Raw genomic sequence first — 13,058 nt, 5'->3', positions numbered from 1 at the left:
GGGTTCACGTCGCGTGGCGGCGGGCCCGTAGGGCCAGGCTCAGGGCCAGTACGGCCTGCGGGTCGTCCAGATCGGTGCCGAGCAGTTCCCCTATGCGGGCCAGCCGGTTGTACAGCGTCTGACGGTTCAGATGCAGCTCGCGCGCCGTCTCCGCCTTGCGGCCCGCATGCGCCAGGTACGTCTCCAGCGTGGGCAGCAGCGGTGGCCGCGAGGTGCGGTCGTGATCGCGCAACGGTCCGATCGCCCGCTCGACGAACGCCGCCAGATCCGGATGGTCCCGCAGCCGCCACAGCAGCAGATCGATGTCGAGGCGGCGCGCGTCGTACCAGGGCCGGTCGCCGAGCCCCTGCGCCGCCGCGGCCGTCTCCGCGGCATGCCGCAGCCCCGCCCCGGCCGCCGCCCAGCCGCCCGCCACCCCGACCACCACGACGGGGGGATGGGAGCCCGCCCGCTCCAGACCGGCCCGCTCCACCCCGGCCCGCAGCGCCGCGGCCACCCGGTCGGCCACCGCCGTACGCTCCGTCTCCGTGCGCAGCCCCAGCAGCAGCGGCACCCGGCCCTCCACCGGCCGCACCCCGAGCAGCACCGGCACGCCCACCGAGGACAGCTCCTCCAGGACCGCACGGGCCAGCAGCGCCCAGTTGCCCGAGGGCGAGAGCTCCGGGGCCAGCCGCATCACGACGGGCAGCAGCGGCATCTCGCCCGGCTTGAAGCCCAGCACGCGGGCCTGCGCCGGCGCGTCCTCGGGCGTGATCCGGCCCTCCGCGAGATCGGTGAGGAAGTCGCCCCGGCCGCGCGCCGCGAGCTCCTCCTCCTGACGGGCCTGCATCAGCACCACCGCGAGAATGCCCGCCGCCCGCTCCGCCGCCATCCGGTGCACCGGCACGAGCGGCCCGTCCACCGCCAGCAGGACCAGTCTGGCCCGCACCGAACCGGCCCCCTGGCCACCGCCCGGCACATCCACCAGCACCGCGCCGGCGGGCGGCGACTCGCGGGCCGCCCGGCCGCCCCGCATCCCGTCCCACACCTGGAGCGGATCGGCGGAGACCGGGCCCGACTCGGTGCCCGCCGCGTACAGCAGCCGGCCGTCCGCCGTCTCCAGGAAGACCGGGTTGGCCGTGAAATCCGCCAGGATGCCGAGCACCTGGGGCACCCCGCCGCCACCGAGCAGCGCCTGGGTGCAGCGCCGGTGGACCTCCTCGGCCTGCTGCAGGAGCGCGTAGTGACCGTTGACGATCTCGGTGTGGATCTCCTCCGTCACCGTCACGAACGGCACCTCGCGGTGCAGCTGGACCAGGGGCAGCCCGGCCGCGCGGGCGGCGTCCACGATGGAGGACGGCAGCCTGCTGAAGCGCGGACCGAGCTCCACCACGAGCGCGGCGATGCCGCGGTCCGCGAGCCTCCGGACGAACGCGCGCTGCTCCGCGGGACGGGTGCCGAGCCCCAGACCGGTCGTGAGGAGCAGCTCCCCGCCCTTGAGCAGCGACGCGATGTTGGGGACCTCGCCCGCGTGCACCCAGCGCACGGTGCGGCCGAGCCGGTCGGCGCAGGTCACCACCTCGGGGAGTCCGCTGCGCAGCCCCGGCAGCTCGAGGGCGCGCTGCACGGTGATGCCGCCTTGGGTCTCCACTGCTCTGGCCTCGCGCTCCGCGTCGGTCGGACCGGGCGGTCGCACGGTCGCGCCCGCCCTGGTCAGGAAGGTACCGGCCCGGAGCGCCGGAGGCTCCGTCGGGGGGCAGCTCGTTGACAGCGGCGGGACTCGCTGCGATCTTGAAAAACCTGTACCGGGACGAGGGGGAAGCATGGGCGAGGACGCGCTGCCGTACGGGAACCGAGCGGGCGCCGGGGGCGGAGCCCAACACGTGGACGCCCCGCCCGGCCCGCTGGTCTACGCCGACTGGCTCGCCGGGCGGCTCGGCTCTCCGGGGCTGCGGGTGTTCGACGCCTCCGTCGGCGCGCACCGGGGGGCCGGGCGGCGGATCGTGGGCGCGCGGCCGTTCGACATCGACGGCGCGCTCTCCGACCACACGGGGCCGCTGCCCCACACGATGCCCGGCGCCGGCCGGTTCACCGAGGAGCTGCGTTCCCTGGGCCTCCACGACGGCGACACCGTCGTGGTCTACGACGCGGTGGGGATCTACTCCAGCGCCCGGGCCTGGTGGATGCTCCGCGCGATGGGCTTCGACCGGGTCGCCGTGCTCGACGGGGGTCTGCCCGGCTGGGCGGCTGCCGGACTGCCCATGGAGGACAGCGCGCCCGCCGCCCCGGCGGAGCGCGGCGACTTCACGGCCAGGCCGCGCGCGGGACTGCTCGTGGGCGCCGACGAGGTCGCCGCGGCCCTCTCCGACCCGGCATCCGCCGTCTTCGACGCCCGGTCCCGGGAACGCTTTCTCGGTACGGCCCCCGAGCCGCGCCCGGGCCTGCGCGGCGGCCATATGCCGGGGGCGGTCAGCCTGCCCTTCGGCGAGATCCAGCACGAGGGCCGGATGCGCCCCACGGCGGAACTGCGGGCCGCGTTCGCCGGTCCGGCGCAGGGCCGGGAGCGGCTGCTCTTCAGCTGCGGATCGGGGGTCACCGCGTGCGTCCTGACGCTGGGCGCCGCGCTGGCCGGATACCGCGACCTGGCGGTGTACGACGGCTCCTGGAGCGAGTGGGGGCTGCCCTCGGAGCGCCGCCCGGTCGAGACGGACGGGGCGGCGCGGGCCGGCTGACGAGGACGGCTCGGCGGGCCTCCCGGCACCTCGCCGTTCCGCCCGCCGCCGCCCCACTGCGGCTCGTCAGCCCACGTACGCCCCGCTCGCCGTCAGCCGCAGCGCCGTGTCGATCAGCGGCACGTGGCTGAAGGCCTGCGGGAAGTTGCCCACCTGGCGCTGCAGCCGCGCGTCCCACTCCTCGGCAAGGAGACCCAGGTCGTTGCGCAGGGACAGCAGGCGCTCGAAGAGCTGGCGGGCCTCGTCGACCCGGCCGATCATCGCCAGGTCGTCCGCCAGCCAGAACGAACACGCCAGGAACGCGCCCTCGTCGCCCTCCAGGCCGTCCACACCCGCGTCCTGACCGGACGTGGGGTAGCGGAGCACGAAGCCGTCCTCGGTGGACAGCTCCCGCTGGATCGCCTCGATGGTGCCGATCACCCGCTTGTCGTCGGGCGGCAGGAACCCCATCTGCGGGATCAGCAGCAGGGAGGCGTCCAGCTCCTTCGACCCGTAGGACTGGGTGAAGGTGTTGCGCTCTGGGTCGTAGCCCCGCTCGCAGACCGCGCGGTGGATGTCGTCGCGCAGATCGCGCCACTTCTCCAGCGGCCCGTCCGTGTCGCCGGACTCGATCAGCTTGATCGTCCGGTCGACCGCCACCCACGCCATCACCTTGGAGTGCACGAAGTGCCGACGCGGACCGCGCACCTCCCAGATGCCCTCGTCCGGCTCGTCCCAGTGCTTCTCCAGGTACTCGATCAGCTTGAGCTGGAGACCGGTCGCGTAGTCGTTACGGGTCAGCCCCGTCATGTGCGCGAGGTGGAGGGCCTCGGTGACCTCGCCGTACACGTCCAGCTGGAGCTGGCCCGCGGCGCCGTTGCCGACCCGGACCGGGCCGGAGTTCTCGTACCCGGGCAGCCACTCCAGCTCCGCCTCGCCCAGCTCGCGCTCGCCCGCGATGCCGTACATGATCTGGAGGTTCTCCGGGTCGCCCGCGACCGCCCGGAGCAGCCACTCGCGCCAGGCGCGGGCCTCGTCGCGGTAGCCGGTGCGCAGCAGCGAGGAGAGGGTGATCGCGGCGTCGCGCAGCCAGGTGTAGCGGTAGTCCCAGTTGCGGGAGCCGCCGATGTCCTCCGGCAGGGACGTGGTCGGCGCGGCGACGATGCCGCCGGTCGGCGCGTACGTCAGGGCCTTCAAGGTGATCAGCGAGCGGACCACGGCCTCGCGGTAGGGGCCGTGGTACGTGCACTGGGCGACCCAGTCGCGCCAGAAGTCCGCGGTGGCCTCCAGCGCGCCCTCCGGGTCCGGGAGCGCGGGCGGTTCGCGGTGCGAGGGCTGCCAGCTGATGGTGAACGCGATCCGGTCACCCGGGGCGACGGTGAAGTCGGAGTACGTCGTCAGGTTCTCGCCGTACGTCTCCGCCGGGGTGTCGAACCAGACGGAATCGGGCCCTGCGACGGCGACCGTACGGGTGTCCACCTTGTGCACCCACGGGGTGACGCGCCCGTAGCTGAACCGCATCCGCAGCTCGGAGCGCATCGGCACCCGGCCGCTGATTCCCTCCACGATCCGGATCAGCTGGGGCGCGCCGTCGCGCGGGGGCATGAAGTCGGTCACCCGGACCGTGCCACGCGGCGTGTCCCACTCCGATTCCAGGATCAGTGAGTCCCCGCGGTAGCGGCGACGGTCCGCCGACGGCGGTTCGGCGCCCTCCGCGCGGGCCGGTCCCAGGCGCCAGAAGCCGTGCTCCTCGGTGCCCAGCAGTCCCGCGAAGACGGCGTGTGAGTCGAAGCGGGGCAGGCACAGCCAGTCGGCCGTGCCGTCCCGGCAGACCAGGGCGGCGGTCTGCATGTCTCCGATGAGTGCGTAATCCTCGATGCGCCCGGCCACGTGCATCTCCAGTCGAACGGCCATGTCGCCCCGTAGGGCATTACTGCGGGTCAAGAGGTCGTTGCAAGGGGTTGATGTGGGGGGACCTGCGAACTTCTGCCTCGCCCGAGCGAGTATCCGAGCAGGATACGACGCACCCGGATGATCCGCGCGACGCTCCCGACAACCGGGATGAGCCGAACGGGTGGGGTGTGAGAGACCTGCGGTGATTCCGTGCCCCGAGTGTGCCCGGAGTGGCCGGAAGCAGGCTCCCCGCGTCGCTGTTACCCTGGTAGCCCGTGGACCGGTGGTCGTCGGCGACAGCAGACGAGGCCCCCGAACCGCAGCGACGGCACCTCCGGATTCCTCCGGACGGCAACGCCGGTACGCACCTCACGATCGCGACCACGGGAGCCCCCTTTGGCTATGCAGCCCACATCCACGACGACCAAGCACATCTTCGTCACCGGGGGTGTCGCCTCTTCCCTCGGCAAGGGTCTGACTGCCTCCAGCCTCGGTGCCCTGCTCAAGGCGCGCGGCCTCCGGGTCACCATGCAGAAGCTCGACCCGTATCTGAACGTCGACCCGGGCACGATGAACCCCTTCCAGCACGGTGAGGTGTTCGTCACCAACGACGGCGCCGAGACCGACCTGGACATCGGCCACTACGAGCGCTTCCTGGACGTGGACCTCGACGGTTCCGCCAACGTCACCACCGGCCAGGTCTACTCGACGGTCATCGCCAAGGAGCGCCGCGGCGAGTACCTCGGTGACACCGTGCAGGTCATCCCGCACATCACCAACGAGATCAAGCACCGCATCCGGCGCATGGCCACCGACGACGTCGACGTGGTCATCACCGAGGTCGGCGGCACGGTCGGCGACATCGAGTCGCTGCCGTTCCTGGAGACCGTCCGCCAGGTCCGCCACGAGGTCGGCCGGGACAACGTCTTCGTCGTGCACATCTCGCTGCTGCCGTACATCGGCCCGTCCGGCGAGCTCAAGACCAAGCCCACCCAGCACTCGGTGGCCGCCCTGCGCAACATCGGTATCCAGCCGGACGCCATCGTGCTGCGCGCCGACCGCGACGTACCGACCGCCATCAAGCGCAAGATCTCGCTGATGTGCGATGTCGACGAAGCCGCCGTGGTGGCCTGCCCGGACGCGAAGTCGATCTACGACATCCCGAAGGTGCTGCACTCCGAGGGCCTGGACGCCTACGTCGTGCGCAAGCTCGACCTGCCGTTCCGCGACGTCGACTGGACCACGTGGGGCGACCTGCTGGACCGCGTCCACAACCCCGACCACGAGGTCACCGTCGCGCTGGTCGGCAAGTACATCGACCTGCCCGACGCCTACCTCTCGGTCACCGAGGCCATCCGGGCCGGCGGCTTCGCCAACAAGGCCCGCGTCAAGGTCAAGTGGGTCGCCTCCGACGACTGCAAGACCCCGGCCGGCGCCAAGAAGCAGCTCGGCGACGTCGACGCGATCTGCATCCCCGGCGGCTTCGGCGAGCGCGGTGTCGTCGGCAAGGTCGGCGCCATCCAGTACGCCCGCGAGAACAAGGTGCCGCTCCTCGGCCTCTGCCTGGGCCTGCAGTGCATCGTGATCGAGGCGGCGCGCAACCTCGCCGAGATCCCCGACGCCAACTCCACCGAGTTCGACGCCGCCACCGCGCACCCCGTCATCTCGACGATGGAGGAGCAGCTGGCGTACGTCGAGGGCGCGGGCGATCTGGGCGGCACCATGCGGCTCGGCCTGTACCCGGCGAAGCTCGCCGAGGGCTCGCTGGTCCGTGAGGCCTACGACGGCCAGCCGTACGTGGACGAGCGCCACCGTCACCGCTACGAGGTCAACAACGCCTACCGCGCCGAGCTGGAGAAGAAGGCCGGTCTGGTCTTCTCCGGCACCTCCCCGGACAACAAGCTCGTGGAGTACGTCGAGTACCCGCGCGAGGTGCACCCCTACCTCGTCGCCACCCAGGCGCACCCGGAGCTGCGCTCCCGCCCGACCCGCCCGCACCCGCTCTTCGCGGGACTGGTGAAGGCGGCCGTCGCGCGCCAGGCAGCCGCCACGCCGGGCAAGTAACGGCACCCCGCAGGGCGTTACGGTTGACCGGGGTACGCATCCTTCGAGGACGCGTACCCCGGTCACCGTTTTTTTGTGGGAGGACGTAGATGGGTATCCAGGACACGCCCGAGGAATGGCCGGTCACCGCGACCGCGACTCCGTTCCGGGGGAAGAAGACCAGCGTCCGCACCGACGACGTGGAGATGCCCGACGGCACGGTCGCGAGCCGCGACTACCAGGTGCACCCCGGCTCGGTCGCCGTGCTCGCGCTCGACGACGAGGACCGTGTCCTCGTGCTGCGCCAGTACCGCCACCCGGTGCGCCAGAAGCTGTGGGAGATTCCGGCCGGGCTCCTCGACGTACCCGGGGAGAACCCCCTGCACGCCGCGCAGCGCGAGCTCTACGAGGAGGCGTACGTCAAGGCCGAGGACTGGCGGGTGCTGGCCGACCTCTACACCTCGCCCGGCGGTTCCGACGAAGCCGTACGCATCTTCCTCGCCCGGAACGTCTCCGAGGCGGACGGCGAGCGCTTCGAGGTCGCCGAGGAGGAGGCCGACATGGAGCTGGCCCGGGTGCCGCTCCAGGATCTCGTACGGGGGGTCCTCGCCGGAGACCTGCACAACAGCTGCCTGGTGGTGGGGGTGCTCTCGCTCACCGCGGCGCTCGCGGGCGACGGGGCCGACTCGCTGCGGCCCGCGGAGGCGCCCTGGCCCGCGCGGCCGTTCGAGGTCTGACGGTTCGTCGGCGGCGAAGGGAATCGCCTGCCCCGTACGGACGATTTCCGGCGTCCCCCGATCGGAAAAGATGCTGATCCGATCGGGGGACCTCCCCGTCGCGCTCCTCCCGGTTCGCCCACCCGCCTGAACTACGCTCTGAATGCCCTGACCGGAGTCCCGGCGGGCGACGCGTGCAGCGAAGTGGAGCGTGGCCCGTGACGGATCAGGCGGTGGACACCAGCGACCCGGCCGAGGCAGCGGGGACCGAGGGGCCGGCCGCCGTCGAACCACCCCGATTCTTCGGGCGCGAGCGCGAGTTGAAGGAACTGCGGGCCGATATCGAACGGGCCGGACTGGACACCATGGCCGGCCGCAAGAGCGGCCGCGCCCGGGTCCTGCTGATCGCCGGACGCCCCGGTTCCGGCCGCACCGCACTGGCCGGAGAGCTCACCCGCCGACTGCTCGCCACGGGCGACTACCCCGACGGACTGATCCGCGTCCGGCTCACCGAACCCGGCGGCGCCCCCGTCCCCGCCGAACGCGCCGCGCGTGAACTCCTGCGCGGGCTGGACGTGAGCGGACCGCCCGGAGCGGACGCGGACGAACTGTCCGAGATGGTCCGCGAGGCGCTCGCCGTACGCCGCGTTCTGCTCCTGCTCGACGACGCCACCGACGCCGAACAGGTCGACCCGCTGCTGCCGGACAACCCGGACTGCCTCGTCGTCGCCACCGCGCAGGGCCCGCTGACCGGCATCCCCGGCGTCCGGCCCTGCACCATCGGCGGCCTGGAAGCGGGCTCCGCCGTCGAACTGCTCGCCCGGGCGATCGGCCAGGTCAGAATCACCGTCGACCCGGTGACCGCCGAGGCGCTGGCGGAGGAGTGCGGCGGGCTGCCCGCCGCCCTGGTCATGATCGGGGGCTGGCTGGCCGCCCGCCCGACGGCCTCGGTCGCCGATGTGACGAAGCAACTCCGGGAACTGCCGGAAGACGCCGACCAGCCCACCGGCGCCCGCCCGCTGGCCCGTGCCTTCCGGCTGGTCCACGACTCCCTGCAGCCGACCGCCGCCCGGATACTGCGTCTGCTCTCCCTCGCGCCGGCCGGGCTCGCCGACGCCCACACCGCTTCGGCGCTCGCCGGCTGCTCCGTCTCCGCCGCGCGCACCACCCTCGACGACTTCGTGCGGCTGGGGCTGCTGCGCGGCGACGGGGCCGAGCAGCCCCAGTACGAGGTGCCCGGCTGCCTCGCGGGGCTGCTGCGGGCGCTGCTGGAGGACCGGGACCGCCCGGCCGAGATCCAGCTCGCCCGGGCCCGGATGCTCGAGCGCACCGTGCGCCTGCTCCAGTCGTGCCGCGCGGTCACCGAACCGGAGGGCTCCCCGTCCCGGCGCAAGCTCGCCGGGCTGCCGCGCTCCTTGCGGTTCCCCGGCCCCGAGGCGGCGGCCGCCTGGCTGCGGGCCCGCGGGCCGGCCCTGGTCGCCTCCGCCCGGATCGCCGTCGAGGACGGTGAACTCGACACGCTGGCGCGGCGGTTGGTGGCCGCCCTGGTACGGGCGCTGGCCGCGCACGAGGGCACCGAGGCCGCCGCGCCCGAGCTCTACGGACTGCACGGTCTGGTGCTGGCCGTCGCGGAGCGGCGCGATCTGCCCCGGGAGCGGGCGGCCGCCCTGCTCAACCTCGCCGATCTGGACGCGGGGACCGGCCGGACCCGTCAGGCGCTGGCCCGCTACCGGGCCGCCCTGGACGCCGGACGGGCCGCGAAGGACCCCTACGCCACCGGACGCGCGATGGAATCCGTAGGGGGCGCCTATGCGGAGCTGGGCGACTTCCACCGGGCCTCCGACTGGTACGGGCGGGCGCTCGCCCAGCGGCTCACCCAGGGCGAGCGCGCCGACGAGGCGCGGCTCTACGGGCGGCTCGGCACCGTGCACACGTATGCCGGCCGGTACGGCGAGGCGCTGCGGAACTGGCGGGCGGCGGCGGCGGGCTACCGCAGGCTCGGTGATCTCCCCGCCCACGCACGGGCGCTCAGCGAGGTCGCCCGGGTCCAGGAGTACGCGGGCCGGCCGCAGGAGTCGCTCCAGACGTGCCGGGAGGCCGTGGAGTGGGCCCGCCGGGCCAAGGACGTGCGTCTTCAGGCCGCACTGGAGCTCAGGCTGGCCGACACCCTCGACCGCCTCGGTGACCCCGCATCCGCAGGCCTGCACAGGGGTGCGGCCGAGAGATTGCTGGGCGAGGAGAGCGCAGCCTACGAAATCCGTAGTGCAGTGACAGAAAATTAATGCTTTGTAAGGCTAGACAGCGGGAAACCCTTCATTAGACTGGCTCTGCCGCGGGTCTTCGCGGTGTCTCCATTTACGCTGCGTATATCCGGGTATGTACAGCTATGCCCGGGTAACTCTCTGAGCCAAGGACCGTGATCGACGTGAAGGTCGGCATCCCCCGCGAAGTCAAGAACAACGAGTTCCGCGTGGCGATCACGCCTGCCGGTGTGCACGAGCTCGTCCGCCACGGCCACCAGGTGGTCGTCGAGGAGAACGCCGGAGCCGGCTCCTCCATCACGGACGAGGAGTACGCCGCCGCCGGGGCGCAGATCCTGCCCACCGCCGACGAGGTCTGGGCCTCCGCGGACCTGCTGCTGAAGGTCAAGGAGCCGGTCGCCGAGGAGTACCACCGCCTCCGCAAGGGCCAGACCCTCTTCACGTACCTGCACCTCGCCGCCTCCCGCGCGTGCACCGACGCGCTGCTGGAGTCCGGCACCACCGCCATCGCCTACGAGACGGTCGAGACCGCGAACCGCGCGCTGCCACTGCTCGCCCCGATGTCCGAGGTCGCGGGCCGGCTCGCCCCGCAGGTCGGCGCGTACCACCTGATGCGTTCGGTCGGCGGGCGCGGCGTGCTGCCCGGCGGCGTCCCGGGTACGGCGGCGGCCAAGGCCGTTGTCATCGGCGGCGGCGTCTCCGGCTGGAACGCCACGCAGATCGCCGTCGGTCTCGGCTTCCACGTCACGCTGCTCGACAAGGACATCAACAAGCTCCGCGAGGCCGACAAGATCTTCGGCACCAAGGTGCAGACCGTCGTCTCCAACGCCTTCGAGCTGGAGAAGGCCGTCGTCGAGGCCGACCTCGTCGTCGGCGCCGTGCTGATCCCCGGCGCGAAGGCCCCGAAGCTGGTCACCAACGAGCTCGTCGCCAAGATGAAGCCCGGAAGTGTACTTGTCGACATTGCAATTGATCAGGGTGGTTGCTTCGAGGACTCGCACCCCACGACGCACGCCGAGCCGACCTTCATGGTTCACGACTCGGTCTTCTACTGCGTGGCGAACATGCCGGGCGCGGTCCCGAACACCTCGACGTACGCCCTCACCAACGCGACGCTGCCCTACATCGTGGAGCTCGCGAACCGTGGCTGGGCCGAGGCGCTGCGCCGTGACGCCGCACTCGCCAAGGGCCTCAACACCCATGACGGACAGGTCGTTTACCGCGAGGTGGCCGAGGCGCACGGTCTCGACCACGTCGAACTGAGCACGCTCCTCGCCTGACATTCCCCCACAGCCCGAAGGGCGTGGGAGGGGCCCCGGTTCGCCCCCCCGTCAACCTCGTGCGTCCGGCCGGACCTTGCGGTGCAAGGTCCGGCCGGACGTGTGTCGGGGTTCCCCGAAGCCTCGTGCAACTCGCCTCGAACGTAACCCTTCAACCGATTCGTGCACCCGCGAAAAGTGCGCCCGGGAGGCTGCGCGCCCTTGACAGCGGGGTGTTCGATTGCCGACACATCGGGCCGGGTACGGCGGATTGTGTTGCTGCGGAGCGGTGACACGCCATAGAGTCGCCAATCGTCGGCATGGTGCCACGCTGACCTATCGATAAGTTTCCTGGTCACGTCCAAGGAGGTAAGACGACTTGTGAATGAGTCGACATTTACTCCCGGGGGTGTTCATCCAGGGATGCCTGCACGGGGCCGGGGCCCGAACGGGCTGGAGGCTGTCGGCTCCGTCGCTGTCCGCACCTTCGCCACCCTCCAGCACATGACGACAGCCCCCCAGATGATGGACGGCCTACACGTGAACGCCATGGCCGGCAACGAGAGTGGCCGGGACACCGCCCACTTCGCCGACTTCGACGAAGCGCCCCAGGGGCACTTCTACGACCCAGACGCCGAGTACGAGCCCGACCCGGAGTACGCGGCCACCCTCGCGCCCGACGCCGCCCGGCAGCGCCGCGAGCGGATCGGCCCGACCGGCCGGCCCCTGCCCTACTTCCCGATCCCGGGACCACTGACCGACCATGGGCCCGCGAAGATCATCGCGATGTGCAACCAGAAGGGCGGCGTCGGCAAGACCACGTCGACCATCAACCTGGGTGCCGCGCTCGCGGAGTACGGCCGGCGCGTCCTGCTCGTCGACTTCGACCCGCAGGGAGCCCTGTCGGTCGGTCTCGGCGTCAACCCGATGGAGCTCGACCTCACCGTCTACAACCTGCTCATGGAGCGGGGCATGGCGGCCGACGAGGTCCTTCTGAAGACCGCCGTGCCCAACATGGACCTGCTGCCGAGCAACATCGACCTGTCGGCGGCCGAGGTCCAGCTGGTCAGCGAGGTCGCCCGCGAGTCCACGCTCCAGCGCGCCCTGAAGCCGCTGATGGCCGACTACGACTACATCGTGATCGACTGTCAGCCCTCGCTCGGCCTGCTCACGGTGAACGCGCTGACCGCCGCGCACAAGGTGATAGTGCCGCTCGAGTGCGAGTTCTTCGCGCTGCGCGGGGTGGCCCTGCTCACCGAGACCATCGAGAAGGTCCAGGAGCGGCTCAACCCGGACCTGGAGCTCGACGGCATCCTCGCCACCATGTACGACTCCCGTACGGTGCACAGCCGTGAGGTCCTCGCGCGCGTCGTCGAGGCATTCGACGAGCACGTCTACCACACGGTCATCGGGCGCACGGTCCGCTTCCCGGAGACCACGGTCGCCGGTGAGCCCATCACCACGTACGCCTCCAACTCGGTCGGTGCCGCCGCCTATCGCCAGCTCGCCAGGGAGGTGCTCGCCCGGTGTCACGCCGAGTGAGTCTGCCCGGGGCCGACGAACTGTTCCGTACGACCGGGGGGATGGGGCTGCAGTCCTCGTCCCCCGCGGAGCGGCGGCGCAAGGCGAACGGCGAGGCCCGGGTACCGGCTCCGGCCGGCGAGAGCGATTCCGCCGGGGACGACACGTCGGGGGAGGGCTCCGAGCCCTCCGCGGACGCGGCCCCCGCCGAGCGGGAGGAGCACTCCGCGGCGGACACCGACGCCGGCGGCTCGCGCGGCCGCGGCGGTGACAACGACCGCGTCGCGGTGGCCGCACAGGCCGGGCGCCGGCCGCAGCCGCCGTCCTCGCAGGAACCCGTTCCCGCCCCCGTCGTCCAGCAGCAGCGCAGACGGGGCGGCGGGCGCGGAGCGAACCGGCGGCCCAGCGGCCGGGAGCGCCACGACGAGAAGATCACGGTCTACGTCTCCGCCGAGGAGCTGATGGACCTCGAACACGCGCGGCTCGTGCTGCGCGGCGAGCACGGCCTGGCCGTCGACCGCGGGCGGATCGTCCGTGAGGCCGTCGCCGTGGTCCTCGCGGACCTGGAGTCGCGGGGCGACGCCAGCATTCTCGTACGGCGGCTGCGCGGCCGCTGACCGGTGCGGCGCCGGTAGCCTGGGGCGGCCGCCGGCCGAGCGGTGCGGCCCGTGCCCC

At 72.2% G+C, this 13,058-nt stretch carries 9 protein-coding genes; 7 read left to right on the top strand and 2 right to left on the bottom strand.

The features are described from left to right. Positions 1–4 precede the first annotated feature (4 nt). Positions 5–1,630: a PucR family transcriptional regulator gene (locus ABTX18_RS19825; protein ID WP_352124025.1), complete on the bottom strand. Its 1,626-nt coding sequence runs from the start codon at positions 1,628–1,630 to the stop codon at positions 5–7. Between the two features lie 172 nt (positions 1,631–1,802). On the opposite strand from ABTX18_RS19825, the gene ABTX18_RS19820 reads away from it, so the two are divergent. Then, on the top strand, positions 1,803–2,711 hold the full coding sequence (locus ABTX18_RS19820) for a sulfurtransferase (RefSeq protein ID WP_352123993.1): 909 nt from the start codon (positions 1,803–1,805) through the stop codon (positions 2,709–2,711). A 66-nt stretch (positions 2,712–2,777) separates the two neighbouring features. Here ABTX18_RS19820 and ABTX18_RS19815 read toward each other — a convergent pair whose 3' ends face one another. Further along, positions 2,778–4,580: a glycoside hydrolase family 15 protein gene (locus ABTX18_RS19815; RefSeq protein ID WP_352124024.1), complete on the bottom strand. Its 1,803-nt coding sequence runs from the start codon at positions 4,578–4,580 to the stop codon at positions 2,778–2,780. A gap of 405 nt (positions 4,581–4,985) precedes the next feature. Between ABTX18_RS19815 and pyrG the strand changes: the two genes are divergently transcribed. The 6 genes from pyrG to ABTX18_RS19785 all read left to right on the top strand — a co-directional run bounded on the left by pyrG (position 4,986) and on the right by ABTX18_RS19785 (position 13,000). Then, positions 4,986–6,647: a CTP synthase gene (pyrG, locus tag ABTX18_RS19810; RefSeq protein ID WP_352123992.1), complete on the top strand. Its 1,662-nt coding sequence runs from the start codon at positions 4,986–4,988 to the stop codon at positions 6,645–6,647. Between the two features lie 89 nt (positions 6,648–6,736). Next, entirely contained in the window at positions 6,737–7,363 is a 627-nt protein-coding gene (locus ABTX18_RS19805; RefSeq protein ID WP_352123991.1) for an NUDIX domain-containing protein, read from the top strand. A 197-nt stretch (positions 7,364–7,560) separates the two neighbouring features. Beyond that, positions 7,561–9,624: a tetratricopeptide repeat protein gene (locus ABTX18_RS19800; protein WP_352123990.1), complete on the top strand. Its 2,064-nt coding sequence runs from the start codon at positions 7,561–7,563 to the stop codon at positions 9,622–9,624. A gap of 143 nt (positions 9,625–9,767) precedes the next feature. Then, positions 9,768–10,883, top strand: a complete 1,116-nt coding sequence (gene ald / locus ABTX18_RS19795) for an alanine dehydrogenase (RefSeq protein WP_352124023.1) — start codon at positions 9,768–9,770, stop codon at positions 10,881–10,883. 402 nt (positions 10,884–11,285) lie between these two features. Continuing rightward, positions 11,286–12,404: a ParA family protein gene (locus ABTX18_RS19790; RefSeq protein WP_352123989.1), complete on the top strand. Its 1,119-nt coding sequence runs from the start codon at positions 11,286–11,288 to the stop codon at positions 12,402–12,404. Further along, complete coding sequence (locus tag ABTX18_RS19785) at positions 12,401–13,000, top strand: hypothetical protein (RefSeq protein ID WP_352124022.1); 600 nt, start codon at positions 12,401–12,403, stop codon at positions 12,998–13,000. Before ABTX18_RS19790 ends, ABTX18_RS19785 begins: the two co-directional genes overlap by 4 nt. The last annotated feature ends 58 nt before the right edge of the window (positions 13,001–13,058 follow it).

This window comes from Streptomyces sp. NPDC096323, assembly GCF_040302845.1.
Taxonomy (GTDB): Bacteria; Actinomycetota; Actinomycetes; order Streptomycetales; family Streptomycetaceae; genus Streptomyces.
The sequence above is the reverse complement of the archived record's forward strand: the minus strand, read 5'-3'. Positions and strand labels throughout refer to the sequence as shown.